The sequence below is a fragment of the Daejeonella sp. genome (assembly GCF_036405355.1).
Taxonomy (GTDB): domain Bacteria; phylum Bacteroidota; class Bacteroidia; order Sphingobacteriales; family Sphingobacteriaceae; genus Daejeonella.
The window spans coordinates 1-19,093 of record NZ_DASWXT010000031.1 but is presented as its reverse complement, the minus strand read 5'-3'; the positions used below and the strand labels follow the sequence as shown (position 1 = coordinate 19,093).

The following is a 19,093-nucleotide window of genomic DNA, read 5'->3' as shown; positions in this document are numbered from 1 at the left end:
AACCGTTTGGCGTAATTCATATGGACACTCAAGACGTAATATATAGTAAGATTATTGAAATAATGCTGGAAAAAAGTGTCGACTTTTTTGCCAACCTTTTTGGCAAGCCCAAAAATGAATTAGTAGAACCTAGTGCTAATTTAAAAACAGGGCTTTCTGTTCACTTTAATAAGTCCTATTTATTCTCACAAAATATATCTCTTTTTAAGCATTCAGATAGTTTAGATTTAAAAAATAACTCAATACCTCTAAAAATCGGGAATCAAGACAGAAGATTTTATTCTTTAAATCTAAAAAAGACCCTAGATGAAACTGAATTATTAGCGGATGACAACCACCATATATTGCTTGGTGACCCAGGTGCTGGCAAAACAACAACTTTAAAAAGATTAGTAAGTAAATCTTATGAGTTACTTTTTTCAAACTCGTCTGAAACTTATAAATATTCATTTCCAATTGTTGTCAGGCTATCTGAAATAAAAGCAACAGAAACCTTGCTAATTCATCTTTGTCATCAATTAGGCATAGAGTATGAAACAATTAGGAAAGAAATTCCATTTACAGAAACAAAAGAAATATACGAGGAATATTATGATACAGAAAGAAATGAGACTTTTACAAGAAAGAAACAAGTGGATGTACAAAAAACAAGAATTACCTATGAATATAAAATTGGTACTTATCCTTTAAAATATGCAATTGGGGAATACTTAAATGAAATGAATTGTGTTATTTTTTTAGATGGTCTTGACGAAATAAATTATCAAATTAAAGATGCAGTTTTCTCGGAAATAAAAGAAATATCAAACGGCATTAGGAAATCTAAAATTGTTTTAACTTCTAGGTACCTTCAGGAGATTCCTTCTTTTAAGAGATTCAATATAAATGAAATAAACCCTCTGAGTGATATTCAAAAAAAAGAAATAGCAAAATTTTGGATTACAGACATTGACTCATTTTTTATTAAACTTAAAGAGCTTCCTTATCAGGACATTTCTGACCGACCTTTGTTTTTAACTTTTTTACTAAGACTTTTTAAGGCTAACAACGATGAACTTCCTGAACAAGCTGTCGATGTTTATAGGCAAATAATCTTACTAGCTATTAGAGAGTGGGACTACGATAAAGAACAAGAAATTAGGCGATATTCTAAATACCAAACATTTAATACATACAAAAAAGAGGACTTTCTATCAGAATTAGCATTTGAATTAACTTACACTCAAAATGTAAAAAAAATATTTACACGCAATCAACTAACAATTGCCTATTTAAATATTTACAAAGGATATCCTGAACTTGGCTTTGAAGACAAAACAGACATTTTAAGAGACATAGAATCTCAAAATGGGTTAATTATAGAATCAACAGGCGAGAATTTCGAATTTAGTCACCTTTCGCTTCAAGAATACCTTTGTGCTAAATATATTCTGTCCATACCCATATCTCGAAAACACATAGAGTTATTAAATACTACCCCAGCCCCATTAGCTATTGCAAATGTTTTATCATCAAAACCAGAAGAATGGTTTGCTGTACTATTTCTAAATAATATTGGAGAAATAAGGAATTCATACCAACTCAATGATGATAAGCTTTACGAATACATAGATAGGTTAATCATTGAGAAAATTGTTTTCACAAAGCCACTAAAGGAGTTGGGATTAGCGATATTATATCTATTTCTAAAATTCGGAAATTCAAAAGTCCAAAGCAAACTACTAGAGTTTTCAAAGATTAATTATGTCTATGAGTCAGTACAAAAATGCCTATATCTTTATAATATAGAAACAACAAAAAATGACTGTACGTTTACTTTAAAAAAGCCTGTGAACTCAGACTTCCCTATAAATTGTATTGAAAAAGGGACTATAGAGTTAAAAAAGATAAAATCACTGATAAGTTAAACTACGCCCAACAGCACATTTGCAAAACGTTAGCAGTAAGCCAATCTAAAATCAAACTCACAACATATGATCGAAAATATTACTCTTAAAGGTATTGCAACTTATAAGTCCGAGGTCGAAATAAAAAACCTCAAACCGATCAACTTTATATATGGTGCTAACGGTTGTGGCAAGACTACCTTAACTAAATTTATTGATGAGCCAGCATTACTTGGATTCGAAAACTGTTCATTGAAGTGGCGAGGTGATTTTAGCTTAAAAACTCTCGTTTATAATAAAGATTTTAGAGACCGCAATTTTTATAATGGACAAATTGCTGGCGTTTTCACTTTAGGTGAAGCAACAACTGAGGAAATAGAGAAAATTGTGGAAATGCAAAAACAACTTGGTGAAATAAAAGAAAATGGTGCAGGCAAAAAGAAATCTCTAGATAAACTAGTAATTGAAAATGATGATGCTGAAAATGAATTTAAAGAACTTTTATGGTCAGAGATTTACAAAAATAACGAGATAAAATTTAAAGACGCATTTGCCGGCTTCATGAAGAAAGATACTTTTAAAACCAAAATACTAACGGAATTTAATAACCGATCCAATCATATTCGTCTTCTCGAGGATTTAACAAAAACGGCTAAAACAATATTTGGCAAACAACCTCGAGAAATCCCCATTTTAAAAAAACTCGAAACCAGTAAAATTCAAGAAATCGAAAATAAACCTATTTGGAAGAAGAAAGTTCTTGGAAAAGCTGATGTAGAGATTGCAACTCTTATTCAAAGGCTAAATCTAAATGACTGGGTTAACGAAGGTCGCAATTACCTAGAAGATAATCTTACATGTCCATTTTGTCAACAGGAAACAATAACGGAAAATTTCAGAAAACAGCTTGAGGATTATTTCGACGAAACTTTTGTTAGTGATACGAACTTCATCAAAACTTATACAAGTGAATATCTTCGAGATTCAGAGACACTAATAAATTATCTTTTGTCGGTTGAGCAAACCGAAAAATCAAATCCAGACAACAAACTTGACCTGGAAAGTTTTGCTGCACTTTCGAAAACATTAGATACACAACTTAAGGCAAACAAAGAATTATTACATAACAAACAGAAAGAACCAAGCAGAAGCATTGAGCTTCAACAAACATATGAGCAAGTTCAAAGTTTAAACAAACTAATTGATTCAGCAAATGAAGAAATAGTCACTCATAATAAGATTGCAGATAACTATGTGTCTGAAAGAAACACTCTTATAAGCGACATTTGGCAATATTTAGTTCATGAGCATGCAACTGCTATCGATCTATACGATAAGAAATTAAAAGGTCTGGAGGCAGGAATAGTTAATTTATCCAATGCAAGGCAAAAGTTGTTGGACGATCATAATAAATTAAAAATCGAAATTAGTGAAGCAAATAAAAATGTAACTAGTGTTCAACCTTCCATCGATGAAATCAATCGAATATTAAAATCGTACGGATATACAAACTTTGAAATAGTTCCTTCCCCACAAGATAAGAATCAATATCAAATACTTCGAGAAGATGGAACTATTGCTGAGTCAACTTTAAGCGAAGGTGAAGTAACTTTTATTACGTTTTTATATTTTCTTCAACTCGCAAAAGGAGGGATTTCGGAAGACTCAATTAGCGAAGATCGAGTTCTAATTGTCGACGATCCAATTTGCTCATTAGATAGTAATGTATTATTTGTTGTAAGCTCGCTTTTAAAACAGATTATAAAATCAATAAGGACGAATGAGGGAAATATTAAGCAGATTATTGTACTCACACACAATGTCTACTTTCACAAAGAAGTCTCATTCATTGATGGCAGAACTCAAGAAATTGGGAATACGAACTTTTGGATTCTGCGAAAAAATGACAACATAACTTCTATTCAAGAATTCGGTTTGAAAAACCCTATTCATAATTCCTATGAACTTCTGTGGAGAGAGTTACAAAATCGAACAATAACGTCCGGTATTGCCATTCAAAATACCATGCGTCGAATAATTGAAAACTACTTCAAAATATTAGGTAAATATGGTGACGATGACCTAATTGAAAAATTTGAAAGCAATGAGGAACGTGAAATTTGTAGATCATTAATTTGTTGGATTAATGAAGGCTCACATAGTATACCGGATGATCTATTTATTGAACATCACGAAACTGTAACAGAGAAATATTTCACTGTATTCAAAGATATATTCACTAAAATGGGTCATCTAGAACATTATAATATGATGATGAAAGATGCGGCTTAAGGTCTACTGCTAACAGCGTATATGAGAATTAGCGGGTTTGTGCTGGATGACAGTTTCTTGATTCAAAATCGTCAACTTCTTGTGGCTGCCGACCATTATATCGAACTCACTTTAAAGCTAGATGACACCCTTTATCCCTATTCCTTCTCATAAGTACTCACAAACCCATCCGCCGCAATATGTCCATAATACAGCCTTAATTTACCTCCGGAAATTTTAAAGTAAGGATCAATTACATTCTGATCACTTTGAAAATCTATTTTATAAGATAATTTTTCACCGTTTACTTCAGTTTCTTCTTCAATAATGGTATAGGTGCCATTTATAGCAGCATTAGTTCCGTATTTTTGCTGAAACTTATTTCCATCAAATTTCAGAATATTACCATTTCCGGGTTCATAATCAGAGGGGGAATTTGCCGGCCGGTAACCACCCTCTATATGCCTTAATTCCCAGGTACCCTCGAGCTTTGATTGTAGTCTTTCTTCTTTATCACAGCTTACAAATACGATCACTGTAAAGATTAGTGCAATTTTCAGGGAGATTTTCATAACCGTGGTTTTCACATAAGACGTAGGAAAGGAACAATATGCTACACGTCCTGTTTGTTTATCTAAAAGGAAATAAGAATGTAAATTGAGGAGGATCTATTTACCCTTCAATCGATAATACTTGTAGACCTTAACTGCAGTCATGATGACAGCGCTGAAGGCTATCAGTCCTGTTAAGCCATAGATCCAATCTACAGCACTTTTCAAAATCACTGTAAAGACAATGGCAACCAGAAAGATCGTTGCGAGTTCGTTCCAGAACCTTAGTTGAGTGGAAGTCCAGCTGAAAACACCACGTTTCAGCTTGTTTATAATATTCTGGCAGATAAAATGATAGATCAGCAGGCCCAGCACAAAAGCCAGTTTAACCAGCATCCAGTTCATGCTTAATAAAGCAGGATTAAGCCAGATCATGCCAATTCCGGCCAGTACTGAAAGCACCATGGCAGGCGTGGTTATGATATACCACAGCTTATGCTGCATGATCTCAAACTGCTTCTGAAGTGTTATGCGTTCCTGCTCAGGCCTTTCATTCGCCTCAACATGATAAATAAACAGACGTACAATGTAAAAGAGCCCCGCCATCCAGCTGACCACGAAGATGATATGAATTGCCTTGAGGTAGAGGTACGTCATTGTTGATTAGGTTTTAGGCATTAGGTGTTAGGCCCAATTAGACCGATATATAAATCCATTAATATTTAAATAATCATCGTACTCTTAACACCTGATGTCCTTCCTAAGCCCCAACCCCTAATACCTTAAGCCTAATACCTAAAGCCTAAAGCCTAACCCCTAATACCTAAACTCCTTAACTACCTCCACCGCATACTTCACATTATCAAAAGGAATATCCGGCATAATACCATGACCAAGGTTAAAAATAAAGCCATCCTCACCGCGCATGCGCTCGAATAAACGATGGATCCGTTCTTTGATCACGTGCTTTTCGGCATACAGAATATGCGGATCAAGATTTCCCTGAACGGCCATCCCGGCAGGAAGTTTCTTTTTGATATCCAGCAGGTCGGCATTCCAGTCGATCGAAACCACATCCGGTTTTGCTTCGGCCATAATTGGCGCAAAAACTGAACTTCCTTTACAAAAAGATATTACAGGAATATCCTTTCTGTTCAGGCCTTCAATGATTTGTTTATTGTACCGGTGTGAAAATTCATTATAATCATCCCATGATAATGCCAGAGCCCAGCTGTCAAACAACTGAACTGCATTTACACCGGCAGCGATCTGAAGGTTCAGGTAATCAACGGTTACTTTCGCAATCTTTGCAAGCAATTTATGAGCAAGCTCAGGATGATTGTGCAGCATCAGCTTGGTCAGTTTAAAATCCTTTGATGATCCGCCTTCTACCAGATAGCTCATTACTGTGAATGGTGCCCCGGCAAAACCGATCAGCGGAATCTTTCCATCCAGCCTTTGCTGAATAACTTTAATTGCATCCGCCACATACTGGAGCTTATCATCAACATCTGTAAGCAGTTTGTCTACATCAGCCTGATTACGAACCGGATTTGCAAATTTAGGGCCAACACCCTGGGTAAAACTAAGATCACCTCCCATTGCCTCGCCAGTCACCAGAATATCCGAGAACAGAATAGCCGCATCAATACCCAAAAGATCAACAGGCAGCATGGTAACATCTGCAGCAATCTCAGGGGTTTTACACATCTCCAGAAAGGAGTATTTATTTTTTATTTCCCAGTATTCGGGCATGAATCTACCGGCCTGACGCATCATCCATACCGGAGGCCGTTCTGTACTTTTTGAAAATGCTGCCCTCAGGAACAGACTATCTTGGATATTTTTCTCGCTCACTATGCTTTTTTAATTTCTGATTCTATTTTTTCTACAATATTTTTTACCCGGGAACTGATCTTAAATGTTTTAGCCCGCTCTACATAAGCCGCCGCCCGTTCATAATCTTTTTTACGAAGATTGATATTGGCCAGATGAACCAGCACAATAGCCTTGTCATTCTGGTTACGTAAAGGAAACCTGGTCGCAATTTGAAAATGCTTCTCAGCTTCTTCATAATTATGCCTGTGCAGCTCTACATTTCCATAAATGAATTCGTAAAAGCCTCGACGGTGCCTTCCCAGGCGATCAGGATCCTCAATTTCTTTGAGTAATTCCTCAGCACCATCATAATTCTTAGCGTGGAATTCACGGGCTGCCATCACGACGGTACCTTCGCGGAAATAACCCCAGATCAGGAGCCCAATCCCGAGGCCGATAACAGCAGCTATCTCATAAACCTGTTTGCTGATAGTCCAGCCCAACAGGATCACAGCGATCCCGATAACCCATAAACGGGCCTTCTTAGTTAACATTTCTTAATGCTTATCAGTAAATTTATATCCAACACCCCTGATAGAATGAAAATAGGTTGGATTTTTCTGATCAGGTTCGAAATATTTACGGAAAGTCAGGATGAAATTGTCGATCGTCCTTGTTGATGGATAAACATCATAATTCCAAACGGTTTCCAGAATCTGCTCTCTCGATACCGCCTCATTACGACGCTCGATCAAAAGTTTTAGCAGCATGGTTTCTTTCTTGGTCAGAGGAGTTACTGTACCATCATCAGTCTTTAATTCAAAGGAGTTAAAGTAAATCGTTTTATCACCGATCTTATAGGAATTCAATTCCTTAAGCTCATCACCTTTCAGGCTACGCTTTACCAATATTCCTACTCTTAGAATCAGCTCCTCGAGGTTGAAAGGCTTGGTCAGATAGTCATCTGCACCCTTTTTCAATCCCAGTACACGATCCTCACTGGTGTTCTTTGCAGTCAGAAACATTATTGGCACCTCTGTGTTTTCAAGCCTGATAGTCTCAGCAACCTGAAATCCGTCGATCTCCGGAATCATTACATCAAGAATGATCAGATTGAACCGTTCTTCCTTGAAAATTTTGAGTGCCTTTTTACCATCTGTCGCGGTGGATACTTTGTACCCTTCCATCTCCAGATTTAGTTTGATAGCTTCCAGAAGATGCTCTTCGTCTTCTACGAGTAGAATTCTTTGTTTAGTTAGCATTTGCGTTGAATGTTACTTCGAAAATTGTTCCCGAAGGCTGGTTATTTTTTACTTTTATTGATGCCTGATGCTTATCAAGAACCTGTTTTACAATGAATAATCCAAGCCCCGTACCCTTTGTTTTGCGAGTATCTTCGCTTCCTACCCTGTAAAACTTATCAAAAATACGTGATTTTTCCTGATCATTAATACCTATACCTGAATCGGCCACAATAAATTGAATATGCCCGTTACTGCGTCTCAGACTAACATGCACTTCAGCACAAGGCGGGGAATATTTTACCGCATTTTCGATCAGGTTTGTCACCACAGATGTCAAAGCAAATTTATCTCCCTTCAGCATAATTCCCTGCTGTACAGAAAGCTTGATAATTTGTGAACTGCAGGTATGGATCTGAAGCCTGCCGGCTACAGAATTAACCAGCTCAGAAAGGTTGAAACTCTCTTTAGGGAATGTGTAGGAGTTGCTCTCGATCTTGGTTGCCAAAAGCATATTCTCAACAAGATCATCCAGTCGCTCAATATCCTTTAATGAATTGGTTATGAACGACTTTTGCTGAGCCGGATCGAGTTCCCGCTTCAGGATAGTCTGCAGGTACAGTTTTATAGATGCCAATGGTGATTTCAATTCGTGAGTAACCGATAAGAGGAAGTTCTTTTGCTGATGGTGCAGCTTTCTCTCCTGATCTATTGCCTTTTGCAAATAATATGCCCCTACAAAAAAGATGAAAAGGAAAACAGCGGTTTCACCAAGAACCATTCCCTTACTGTTAGGATTGGCGATGAGCAATAATCTGCCCCACCATATTAACTGAAAGATGGCATAAATGATCAGACAATAAAATATCACCATTGGCCTTCTCATAGTCCTATGCTCTTGCTCCTCTGAAAACAATGTCGAGACTCTCAAAAATAGCACGTTTTGCCTTTTCGAGATCTACTTTTGAATGAACAGATGATACAAATCCAACCTCATAGCCCGATGGTCCGAAATAAATACCCCTGTTCAGCAGTTCCCGGTGCATTACCTTGAATTTCTCCATGCTTGATGCATCAATTTCCTCTGCAGCACTGATCTTTTCCTGATCAGTAAATGCGAACCAGAAAATCGAACCAATGGTAAACACTTTGAATTTATAATTTCTTGCAGTCGCAAAACGCTGGATCGACTCTGTAAAATCCAGGGTCTTATTATTCAAATCCTTATAAAAACCAGACTTTGAAAGTTCAGTCAATTGAGCAATACCGGCAGCCATTGCAACCGGATTTCCGGAAAGCGTACCAGCCTGATATACAGGACCATCCGGAGATATCATCTCCATAATTTCTACTGATGAACCGTACATACCTACAGGTAAACCACCTCCAATTATTTTACCATAGGTGATGATATCCGGCTGGATGCCATAAAACCCTGCAGCTCCTTCAAAGCCTATCCTGAAACCGGAAATAACCTCATCAAAAATCAGCAGTGATTTATTCTTTGAACATATCTTACGCAAAAATTCAAGGAATTCCTGGGTCTGAAGCAGCAAGCCATTGTTGGCAGGAACAGGTTCAATGATCACCGCAGCGATCTGCCCTTCAAATTGTTCAAAAGCTTCGTTAACAGCCTGTTCATTATTCAATGGAACAACTATGGTTTCATCTGCAAAAGCTTTTGGGATCCCTGCGGATGAGGTTTCACCAAATGTTACCAGTCCGGAGCCTGCCTTAACAAGCAATGAATCAGAATGCCCATGATAACAACCTTCAAATTTGATGATCTTATCACGTTTGGTATAGCCACGGGCAAGACGAATCGCCGACATTACTGCTTCTGTTCCTGAGCTGGTAAAGCGGATTTTACGGATGTACTTATTATTCTTCAGGATAAGCTCGGCCAATTGATTTTCAAGCGCTGTAGGTGCACCAAAACTCATCCCGTTCTGCATGGCCTCGATCACTTTTTCGCGAACCACCGGATGATTATGCCCAAGAATCAGCGGACCCCATGAAGCACAAAAATCTATGAACTGATTCCCATCAGCATCCCATATATTACAACCATCACCCTTTTGGATAAATAATGGTGTTCCATGAACCGATTTAAAAGCTCTTACAGGTGAGTTTACTCCACCCGGGAAATAGTTTTTTGATTTTTCATACAATTCGGCAGACTTCTCCCTTGAAATATCAGGCTTTCCAACTGTATTTACCGGAGTATCTTCATCCGAACCTGAAAACATCTTTTTTAGTGATCCTAACATCCTTTTTTAATTGATAATTGATAGTTGACAGTTGACAATTATGAATTCGTATAATTTAAAAAATGTCAATTTATATCAATCAATTTTGTATTTCCTAATATTAAATTTTATCTGAAACTAACTAAAACCATGCCTTGATGTTTAGTAGTCAGTTATCTGTGATATAGTACTAAATGTTAAATGTAGCAGTCATATTAATTGTCCACTGTCAATTGTTAATTGTCAACTGTCAATTGTCAACTGTCAATTGACCTACATCCAGCCCTTCTCCATTATCTCCCTCGCATGATACGTAATAATAATATTTGCTCCGGCTCTGCTGAATGCATACATATTTTCCATAATTACTTTCTGCTCATCGATCCAGCCTTTGGCTCCTGCGGCCTTCACCATTGAGTATTCTCCTGAAACATTATAACATGCCACCGGAAGGTCAGTACTCTCTCTCAGGCTCTTAATGACATCAAGATAGGCCAATGCAGGCTTAACCATCAGAATATCCGCACCTTCCTGCTCATCCAGAGCAGATTCCCGCATTGTTTCGCGGGGGTTACGAAAATCCATCTGATAGGCCTTTCTGTCGCCTTTTCCTGGCGCTGAATCGGCTGCCTCTCTGAATGGCCCGTAATAAGCTGAAGCAAATTTTATACTATAGCTCATTATTGCCGTATTTTCCAGGTTGTGCTGGTCCAGCTTTTCGCGGATACCCAATATCCTGCCGTCCATCATATCACTAGGTGCGATCATATCAGCACCGGCCTGTGCATGGCTCAGGGCCATTTTTGCCAATACATCAACGGTCTTGTCATTCTGAACATAATCATGCTGCAGAATACCGCAATGCCCGTGTGTGGTGTAGGCACAGGTACATACATCTGTAACTACGTACAGATCATCGGCAAACTCTTTTTTCAATTCCCTGACTGCATTTGCAACCACCGAATGTTTATCATAGGATGAACTTGCGTCCTCAGTTTTCTCTTCCCCTACTCCAAAAAGCAATACCTTATTAATTCCAAGTGAAAGCGATTTTTCGACATCTTTCAGCAAGGTATCAACAGAAAAATGACTCACTCCGGGCATAGCGTCGATACCATGCACTACATTTTTACCCGGCACCACAAAATACGGATAGATAAACATATCCTTTGACAGCCTGGTCTCTGCAACCATTTCACGCAAAATGGGTGATTTCCTTAATCTTCTTGGACGGATTAACATATGATCCTTCGATTTATAAAATTTGTTCAACCGGATTTAATAATCCAGCGCAAATACAGCTTCAGCTAAGCCCATTTCATCCGGTGAAAAAGGCAGGGTATATTTCACTCCCATTTCATCAAATTTCTGACCGGTTGTTTTTCCAATACAAATAACCTGCTGATCCGGCTCCAGTAAATTCTCTGCAAAATAAGAATCCACATTCGATGGACTTGTAAAAATCAGCACTTCGGCAAAGGATTGGGCTACATCTTCCTCACTAACCGTTTCATATACAGTTAGTTCAATTATTTTCGTATCACCGGACAATGCTTTTTGTATAGTCTTCAGTGAGCCCTTTGCACTCGGGAACAGAACATTAGTTCCGTTTGCCAGCTTTGCAAATTCTGTGGCAATATCTTTGGTATCAATTCCTTCTTCCTCTCCATTAAAATCAGCAACTTTTCCATGCAGCCTGAGTGCATCTTCAGATCCTCTGCCCAGTACCCCGAATTTGACTTTTTTGGGGAGCTGCGGATCAAGTTTAAAGAAGTATTCAATTGCATTCTTACTGCTGAAGAACACCCAGTCAATATTTCTCAGAATAAATGGGTCGAGATGATGGATGGATGGAAATGTTCTGATTAAAGAACGGTCTTCAATTTCAATCTGATGTTTACTGAGAGCCTTTCTCAAATAGCTGCTTTCCGAAAGTTCGCGGCTGATAAATACATTAGCCGGGAATTTGCGGTCGGGAGCAAATTTGGATACTATTTTTTCTGCCAGTCCTTTGGTGGTTTTAGATTGCATAAAGAGCCGGTCTGGAAAATCTGTTCCGTCTGATGCCTTTGCTGTCCATACCTGAAATAATGAACCATCTTTGCGGCAATAACATCCCAGAGGCAATTGACATCCTCCATCAAACATATTCAGAACCTTGCGTTCCACTGCAATCTGTTCGGCAACAAGCTCATTATTGAGTGGCTGCAGCAAATCAAAAAGGGCTTTATCACTTTCTCTGATCTGTACAGCTAAAACCCCCTGTGCAGGTGCCGGGATCAATTCAGTTGGCTCAAGTTCTTCAACATGGAATTCTTCGCTGAGATCGTAGCCCAGCCTGATCACGCCGGCCTTGGCTAGCATGATCGCATCATAATTCTCATCACGTAATTTTTGCAGGCGGGTTTGAACATTCCCCCTGAGATCTTCGATCTCGAAATCCGGACGCACAGCCAATAACTGAGATTTACGACGGTTTGAGGAGGTCCCAACCAAACCCCCGAACTTAACAGACAGTTTTTGCTGAATATCGACGCAATCCTTTAAAATAACCAATAACTCTGCCGGATCTTCGCGCTCAGAAACGGCTGCAATGATCAGACCTTCAGGATTGGTAGTTGGAAGATCTTTATGTGAGTGAACGGCAAGATCAATGGTTCCGTTCAGTAATTCTTCTTCAAGCTCCTTGGTAAAAAAACCCTTGCCTTCGAGTTTATCAAAGCTTAGATTTAATATTTTGTCGCCCTGAGTCTTAATAATTTTAAGCTCTGAGTCATGCCCAATTTCTGCAAGACGATCCTTAATAAAATTTGCCTGCCATAATGCAAGCTCACTTCCGCGCGTTCCAATAACAATTTTTGATTTTTTATTATCCTCGGGCAAATGATCAGACATGATTATAAATTTATTCCGGATTATTTTTTTTGAATTTTAAAAATAGCCAAAATGATTGGGATCAACTGAAAATCAGCTATTTTTTATCAGAATATCTTTGGCCATAACCATAGGAACACTGATGTATTTTTTTTCCATATAATTCATTACACGGGCTAATACTTCACGGGAATTATCATCCATCCCTTCAATCTCACTAGCAAAGATCTTGTTCAATGCATTTTCCTTAATCTCTTTGATTCGCTGTGGAACTTCCTGCATCGCAATCTCCACCCGACGCTGTTTTAAAACAGGCTTGAACTCTTCAATGTTCTGGTCAATGATTCGTTCTGCATTGACAAGCTCATCATATCTTTCCTTTAAATTACTGTTTGCAATTTCCTGCAGACTGTGAACTTCGATAAAGGTAACAGGATTTTTTTCAAGAACTTCAGGACAGGTATCATTTGGAACAGCCAGATCAACTATTACTTTTCTGGAAGTATCTCCATTTAAAAGCGATTGGTAAATTTCATTGGTAATAATTGGTTCGGTAGCACTGGTACAGGTAATTATCGCATCGAAGCCCCCTTTATAGGTTTTTAAGTCTTCGAGACCATAAGCTTTACCTCCCAATTCTGAAGCAAGTATTTCAGCATTCTCAATACTGCGGTTAAAGACCGCAAAGTTTGAATATTTATGTTTTTTAAGGTATTTGGCAATGTTACGGTTGGTTTCTCCTGCCCCAACGATCAGAATTCTTGCGTTGGTACACATTTTAAGCTCCCGTAGTTTGCGGTAAGCTAAAGAAACAACTGAAATTGGCTTGCGTGCAATTCCGGTATGGGTATAAACTTCCTTTGCTGTTTTCACAACCCGGCTCATGATCAGGCGTAAATAATCACCGGTAAACCCGGAAGCACGACAGGTTTCATAAGCCTTACGTACCTGAGCGAGAATCTCCTTTTCACCAACAACCAGGCTTTCAAGTGAACATGAAATCCGGAGTAAATGATTGAGTGCTTCTACATCTTCATAAACTACTACCTGATTGACAAAGGTATCAACCTGATCTTCGGAAACAGGAAGGTTAAGTGTCTGAATAAAGTCCTTGACAAAAGAAGAATCAAGATTTTGATCAGCAGTAAATACAAATTCTACGCGATTACAGGTACCCAGATAAAATATTTCAGGTATATCAAACTTTGCTTTGACACTTTCAAGACTACTTTCTAAACACTCATTACAGATTACAAACTTACCTAAATCTTTGAGGTCGACGTACTTATGAGTAAAGGCAATAACTTTTAAATACTTCAAGTTGCTAATCCTAATTAAAAAACCAATACAAATGTAACCTTTAAGCGATTTTCATTCTGTCACGCCTTTGTAAACACATACGTTTAGAAAGATTATAAATAACGCACCCGTGCATAAAAACCGAGGAAATAAGGGCCGAAGCTAAAGAATTAAACTTATTGTAATGTCAGGGATTCCTCCTTTTTATGGAAGAATTGTCCGGTTATAATTATAAACATTCCGATCATAATTGAAACATCAGCCAGGTTAAAAATTCCAGTCTGAAACAGTCCCAGATCGAGATGCAGAAAATCAGTAACTGAACCATGTACAATACGATCATAAAGATTACCGGTTCCACCGCCTATGACAAAACACCATCCTGCAATCTGCATATTTGACATATCCCTTTTGGCCAGAACCATATATAAACCATAAGCAAGAAAAATAACAGGAAACACAGAAAGCAGAATGATACGAATTAAGTCCGGGAGAGCACTGCCTGCACTTAAAAATGCCCCGGTATTTTCGACTTTAGTAAGTGTGAACCAATTCCCGAAAATGCTAATCAGCTCGTTGTGGCCGACTTCATTTCTGACTATTATTTTTGAGACCTGATCAAAGCCAAGGTTCAGCATGATAATCAAAATGATTATCGCATTACTTATTTTATTCATGCTCGGGCTCCAGCCAGTTTCCATCATCCCGAATAATCCCGATCAGTTCATCGAGTGCATTTTCTGTATTTACATTCTTCTTGACTACTTCTTTCCCCCGGTAAAGTGTAATCTTACCCGGGCCGGTGCCCACGTAGCCATAGTCGGCATCAGCCATTTCACCCGGACCGTTAACAATACATCCCATGATTCCTATTTTAAGCCCTTTGAGATGATCTGTACGGCTTCGTATCATTTGGGTGGTAATCTGCAGATCGAAAAGGGTTCTTCCGCAACTCGGACAGGAAATATATTCGGTCTTGGAAATCCTGGAACGGGTAGCCTGCAATATTCCAAAGGAGGTTGAAAGTATTGTTTTAGCAGAAATATCGGGAGCATCTGCCCAAATTCCATCACCAAAACCATCCAGCATTAATCCACCGAAGTCAGTTGCAGAATACAATTGAAAGTTCTCGCTGTTGGTTGTTGGTTGTTGGTTGTTGGTTGCCGGAGAGTCTGTTAATGAAAACTTAGAGTTTTCCTCCGTAGGATCGGTTTCACCTGATACCTGATACCTGATATCTGATACCCGATATGACCGCTTAATTATCACAGGCATTTCAAGCCCCAGTTCCACCAGTTTGAAAAAGGCCTGACGCTGATCCTGCAATCCACAAATTGACTGAGTTTCAAGTACAAAAACAAGGGTATTATCCAGAGGGATCTCATTGAAAATATCAGATCCGATATCTGAACCGGAGATTGCAACCAGGTTCAGTGAAGTATCACGTAAATCTGCCGCAACATATTCTTTCAGAGAATAGTAAGGATGGCAATTGCTCTTATTTTGAAGCCCTTTCCAGGTAGAATAATTGTAAAGCTGCTTCAGATTTCCCGGGAAATTAAAAGATGGAAGTTCATCAGCCAGATAAACAAAATCAGTGGATTGCTCCGCCATATTATACTTATCAAGCAGGGCAGAATAGAGGTATCCCACTTCCGATAAAATTGCCGGATCTTTAAGATTCTTCTTCGAAATATCGATTACTACCCTTGGAACCTGATGGCCGCCAATGAAGGTATTAAGTTCAGAGGTATGGCGCTTCTGGTATTCGTAAGGGTTATGAGTTGTCTGTTGTCTGTTATCTGTTGCCTGGCTGGATTCCTCTGATAACCCGATAGTAATCGGTTGATTACTGTTAACAGCTAACTCTCTCCACTTATATCTATCAGCTAAGGCAATTGCAACCGGTGCTTCAAACTCAGGATCTTCGGTCAGGGATACACGAATGGTATCACCCAGCCCATCCTCAAGCAAAGCACCAATTCCCACTGCAGATTTGATCCGACCATCTTCGCCATCACCGGCTTCGGTTACACCAAGGTGCAGCGGGTAATTCATTCCCTCTTTCACCATAGTTTCTACAAGCAGACGGTATGCCTGTACCATGACCTGAGGATTGCTCGATTTCATCGAAATAACGAGGTTATAATAGTTCAAATCCTCGCACATCCGCATAAATTCCATTGCCGACTCGACCATACCCCGGGGAGTATCTCCATAATGGCTCATGATACGGTCTGAAAGTGAACCATGATTGGTTCCTATCCTCATTGCAGTCCCGTATTCTTTACAAACCTTTACCAGAGGGGCAAATTTCTTGTAAATCCTTTCAAGTTCTGCCTGATATTCAGCGCTCGTGTATTCAAAATTTTCAAAACGCTTTTTATCTGCATAATTACCCGGGTTGATTCTAACTTTTTCAACGATCCGGGCTGCTTCTTCGGCAGCATTGGGAGTAAAATGTATATCGGCAATAAGAGGTACGTCATACCCCCTTGCCTTTAATTCCTTTTTTATGTTCGCGAGGTTTTTAGCTTCCTTCACACTTGGAGCAGTAATCCGCACATATTCGCAGCCCGCATCAACCATCCGAATTGATTGCTCAACCGTACCAGGAGTATCCATGGTATCTGTGGTGGTCATACTCTGGATCCGTATCGGATTATGAGCGCCCATCGGAATATGACCGATCGTTACCTCGCGGGTCAGAAATCTGGAATAGGTATTTAAAGAATTACAATACTTGCCATCAAGGGCAATTAAAGCGCTTTTAGTCATCAAGAAGAATCAAAATTTTACAAAAATACATATTATCGGGGGAATCCTCGAAATGGAAAATTTCCTATGGTTGGTGATAACATCAAGCACAGGTAAATATTTTAATTGAAAACTGAACCCAGCATGATCTTACCGCGGATTGGTTAGTAAAAAGCACTAAGTAAACTGCACCGATTCCAGCGAAGGCTGGAATCTCCCTATATATAAATCCCGGTTTGTCATTCCAGCGAAAGCTGGAACCTCAATTTATTTACATCTCCATTTGTCAGCAAAAGCGGGAACCAGATTTAACCAGACTCTTAAATAATGTCATTGCCTTTCCTGTGATTGGTGTTGCAGATGCTTGGTGATAACATCAAACTTTAACTATCGGTTGACAAGGGTTGTTAGGGGGTAAGGAGATTCCACATCCGCTGATAAGAAATTAGAAGCTGGGTTTTAGTAGGTTCTCGCTTTCGCGAGAATGAAAAGCGTTCTTAGGGGGTAAAGAGATTCCAGCTTTCACTCATCTGACTTTCAAAGAGGTGCTGGTGGAGGTTCCCAATTCGTGGGAACCGATTGCTATCGGTTGACAAGTGTGGTTAGGAATAAGGAGATTCCAGCCTCCGCTGGAATCGAAATGCGAACCGTATGCTAAATCCCTGCGTCTGGTGTTATCCCACAATTATGAATAAATCTGCCGGAAAAGTATTATATTCATTTAAAACATATTCAAATTGAAAAGAAGAAATTTTCTGAAAACATCCGCAATCGGCTCTGCTGTTATAGCTTCATCGGGCTTATTATCCTTTCAGCCGGGAATGGCTAACATACAACCCAGCATTCCCTCTATCAAAAATCCGTTAAACCTTTATGGTTCCTTAGAACCGGTTCTCGAAGGGATCCGTGCAAACAATCCTATGGATCTGACGCTTGCAAACTGGAGAAAAAAGAATCCAAAGGGTACTTATAAAAAATGGCAGGCTGCAGCCAGAAAATGTCTGCTTGAGGGATTGCACTATAACCCCGGACCATTAAACCTGGCACCACAGGTGATTCAGAAAGAAGACAGGGGCACCCACACTTTCGAAAAGATACATTTTAATACTACTCCATGGCATCGGCTCGAGGCTTACCTCCTATTGCCAAAAGGAATTAAAAAACCGGTTCCGGGTATCGTTGCGCTGCATGAATGGGGAGGCCCAATGGGCTTTGGCAAAGACCGGATCGCCAATGGCGGAAAAGACCATGAGTTATTGGTGGCCCATCGCAAGGAATATTATGAAGGAGCCTATTTAACAGAAGAACTGGTCAACAGAGGTTATGCAGTCATTGTTATAGACGCGCATCATTTTGGAAACCGCGTTCCCAAAGGCATTAATGGAATACCTGTTAACTTTGATCCTTTTTCATTATCAGCAGAAGAATACAAACAGTTTGATACCAGAATCCGTGATCTTTTATATTATGGTGTCAGGCAGTTAAATTGGGCAGGGACTACCTGGGCAGGCATAAACTACTTTGACGATTCAAGATGTATTGATTATTTGGCTACCCGGCCGGAAGTGGATATGAATAGAATCGGTGTGACAGGCTTATCTGGCGGCGGATGGAGAACCAATATCCTTGCGGCACTCGATACACGGATAAAGGCATCAGTAAGCGTTGGATGGATGACTACCGGCGACACACAGCAGCATTATAACCTAAGCGGTGCAGTTGGAAGTTTTTGTTTATTGCCAGGTGTGCTGAACAGGATGGATATTCCGGATCTTGCAGCTATGAGTGCCCCTAATGCCTGTATGATCGTTGTGGGCGAAGAAGATCCACTCTTTCCTGAAGAAGGAAAAATGAAGGCCAAAGCAGAAATTCAGTCAGCTTTCGACTGGGCTGGCAAAGGCGATAACACTTCATTTTATTCTCCTAAAACAGTACATAATTATAATCGGGATATCCAGGAAAAAGCATATGCATGGCTGGAAAAACATCTTCAAGGATAAAGAGGGTTCTATCCTTAATTATTGAAAATGGTGCAGGAATCCATTTTATAGATAAAATGAGTGGAGATCCTATGAAGTGTAGAGCATAATAAATACAAGGCATGCCCTCAAGCGACAAATAGACCAAATAACTCATTGGCAAGTTAC

The 19,093-nt window shown here is 39.2% G+C and carries 15 protein-coding genes; 3 read left to right on the top strand and 12 right to left on the bottom strand.

Annotated features, from left to right (window positions below; all coding sequences use genetic code 11):
- Positions 1 to 20 precede the first annotated feature (20 nt).
- Both VGE44_RS03960 and VGE44_RS03955 read left to right on the top strand, forming a co-directional pair.
- On the top strand, positions 21 to 1,907 hold the full coding sequence (locus tag VGE44_RS03960) for a hypothetical protein (protein WP_331076455.1): 1,887 nt from the start codon (positions 21 to 23) through the stop codon (positions 1,905 to 1,907).
- 66 nt (positions 1,908 to 1,973) lie between these two features.
- Positions 1,974 to 4,178 (top strand): AAA family ATPase, encoded by a 2,205-nt coding sequence (locus VGE44_RS03955; RefSeq protein WP_331076454.1) that lies wholly within the window; start codon positions 1,974 to 1,976, stop codon positions 4,176 to 4,178.
- 137 nt (positions 4,179 to 4,315) lie between these two features.
- Here VGE44_RS03955 and VGE44_RS03950 read toward each other — a convergent pair whose 3' ends face one another.
- From VGE44_RS03950 to ispG, 12 genes are all read right to left on the bottom strand, one after another.
- On the bottom strand, positions 4,316 to 4,729 hold the full coding sequence (locus VGE44_RS03950; RefSeq protein ID WP_331076453.1) for a hypothetical protein: 414 nt from the start codon (positions 4,727 to 4,729) through the stop codon (positions 4,316 to 4,318).
- Between the two features lie 96 nt (positions 4,730 to 4,825).
- The gene (locus VGE44_RS03945; protein WP_331076452.1) at positions 4,826 to 5,365 is read right to left on the bottom strand and encodes a CopD family protein; all 540 of its coding nucleotides are present in this window, start codon (positions 5,363 to 5,365) and stop codon (positions 4,826 to 4,828) included.
- Between the two features lie 159 nt (positions 5,366 to 5,524).
- Entirely contained in the window at positions 5,525 to 6,550 is a 1,026-nt protein-coding gene (gene hemE, locus VGE44_RS03940) for a uroporphyrinogen decarboxylase (protein WP_324488077.1), read from the bottom strand.
- A gap of 14 nt (positions 6,551 to 6,564) precedes the next feature.
- Positions 6,565 to 7,080 carry a tetratricopeptide repeat protein gene (locus VGE44_RS03935; protein WP_305364141.1) on the bottom strand — a complete coding sequence of 172 codons (516 nt, stop codon included), beginning with the start codon at positions 7,078 to 7,080 and terminating at the stop codon, positions 6,565 to 6,567.
- Between the two features lie 3 nt (positions 7,081 to 7,083).
- Positions 7,084 to 7,788, bottom strand: a complete 705-nt coding sequence (locus tag VGE44_RS03930) for a response regulator transcription factor (protein ID WP_305364142.1) — start codon at positions 7,786 to 7,788, stop codon at positions 7,084 to 7,086.
- Entirely contained in the window at positions 7,778 to 8,653 is an 876-nt protein-coding gene (locus tag VGE44_RS03925; protein WP_331076451.1) for a HAMP domain-containing sensor histidine kinase, read from the bottom strand. The genes VGE44_RS03930 and VGE44_RS03925 overlap by 11 nt, the downstream gene beginning before the upstream one ends.
- A 4-nt stretch (positions 8,654 to 8,657) precedes the next feature.
- The gene (gene hemL, locus VGE44_RS03920) at positions 8,658 to 10,037 is read right to left on the bottom strand and encodes a glutamate-1-semialdehyde 2,1-aminomutase (protein ID WP_331076450.1); all 1,380 of its coding nucleotides are present in this window, start codon (positions 10,035 to 10,037) and stop codon (positions 8,658 to 8,660) included.
- Positions 10,038 to 10,289: 252 nt separating this feature from the next.
- The gene (gene hemB, locus VGE44_RS03915; RefSeq protein WP_331076449.1) at positions 10,290 to 11,258 is read right to left on the bottom strand and encodes a porphobilinogen synthase; all 969 of its coding nucleotides are present in this window, start codon (positions 11,256 to 11,258) and stop codon (positions 10,290 to 10,292) included.
- Positions 11,259 to 11,294: 36 nt separating this feature from the next.
- Positions 11,295 to 12,911, bottom strand: coding sequence for a hydroxymethylbilane synthase (gene hemC / locus VGE44_RS03910; protein WP_331076448.1), 1,617 nt, complete (start codon positions 12,909 to 12,911; stop codon positions 11,295 to 11,297).
- A 72-nt stretch (positions 12,912 to 12,983) separates the two neighbouring features.
- On the bottom strand, positions 12,984 to 14,210 hold the full coding sequence (gene hemA, locus VGE44_RS03905; protein ID WP_331076447.1) for a glutamyl-tRNA reductase: 1,227 nt from the start codon (positions 14,208 to 14,210) through the stop codon (positions 12,984 to 12,986).
- 155 nt (positions 14,211 to 14,365) lie between these two features.
- Positions 14,366 to 14,866, bottom strand: a complete 501-nt coding sequence (lspA, locus tag VGE44_RS03900; RefSeq protein WP_331076446.1) for a signal peptidase II — start codon at positions 14,864 to 14,866, stop codon at positions 14,366 to 14,368.
- Positions 14,859 to 16,967, bottom strand: a complete 2,109-nt coding sequence (ispG, locus tag VGE44_RS03895) for a (E)-4-hydroxy-3-methylbut-2-enyl-diphosphate synthase (RefSeq protein WP_331076445.1) — start codon at positions 16,965 to 16,967, stop codon at positions 14,859 to 14,861. Before ispG ends, lspA begins: the two co-directional genes overlap by 8 nt.
- A 716-nt stretch (positions 16,968 to 17,683) precedes the next feature.
- Here ispG and VGE44_RS03890 point away from each other — a divergent pair.
- Entirely contained in the window at positions 17,684 to 18,946 is a 1,263-nt protein-coding gene (locus tag VGE44_RS03890) for a dienelactone hydrolase family protein (protein WP_331076444.1), read from the top strand.
- Positions 18,947 to 19,093 lie beyond the last annotated feature (147 nt).

What these genes read in the sequence shown, in the direction of transcription:
- VGE44_RS03935 (WP_305364141.1), bottom strand. Translation starts at nt 7,080, where the DNA reads ATGTTAACTAAGAAGGCCCGTTTATGGGTTATCGGGATCGCTGTGATC.
- hemL (WP_331076450.1), bottom strand. Translation starts at nt 10,037, where the DNA reads ATGTTAGGATCACTAAAAAAGATGTTTTCAGGTTCGGATGAAGATACT.
- lspA (WP_331076446.1), bottom strand. Translation starts at nt 14,866, where the DNA reads ATGAATAAAATAAGTAATGCGATAATCATTTTGATTATCATGCTGAAC.
- VGE44_RS03925 (WP_331076451.1), bottom strand. Translation starts at nt 8,653, where the DNA reads ATGAGAAGGCCAATGGTGATATTTTATTGTCTGATCATTTATGCCATC.
- hemB (WP_331076449.1), bottom strand. Translation starts at nt 11,258, where the DNA reads ATGTTAATCCGTCCAAGAAGATTAAGGAAATCACCCATTTTGCGTGAA.
- ispG (WP_331076445.1), bottom strand. Translation starts at nt 16,967, where the DNA reads ATGACTAAAAGCGCTTTAATTGCCCTTGATGGCAAGTATTGTAATTCT.
- VGE44_RS03930 (WP_305364142.1), bottom strand. Translation starts at nt 7,788, where the DNA reads ATGCTAACTAAACAAAGAATTCTACTCGTAGAAGACGAAGAGCATCTT.
- VGE44_RS03960 (WP_331076455.1), top strand. Translation starts at nt 21, where the DNA reads ATGGACACTCAAGACGTAATATATAGTAAGATTATTGAAATAATGCTG.
- VGE44_RS03955 (WP_331076454.1), top strand. Translation starts at nt 1,974, where the DNA reads ATGATCGAAAATATTACTCTTAAAGGTATTGCAACTTATAAGTCCGAG.
- hemC (WP_331076448.1), bottom strand. Translation starts at nt 12,911, where the DNA reads ATGTCTGATCATTTGCCCGAGGATAATAAAAAATCAAAAATTGTTATT.
- VGE44_RS03945 (WP_331076452.1), bottom strand. Translation starts at nt 5,365, where the DNA reads ATGACGTACCTCTACCTCAAGGCAATTCATATCATCTTCGTGGTCAGC.
- VGE44_RS03950 (WP_331076453.1), bottom strand. Translation starts at nt 4,729, where the DNA reads ATGAAAATCTCCCTGAAAATTGCACTAATCTTTACAGTGATCGTATTT.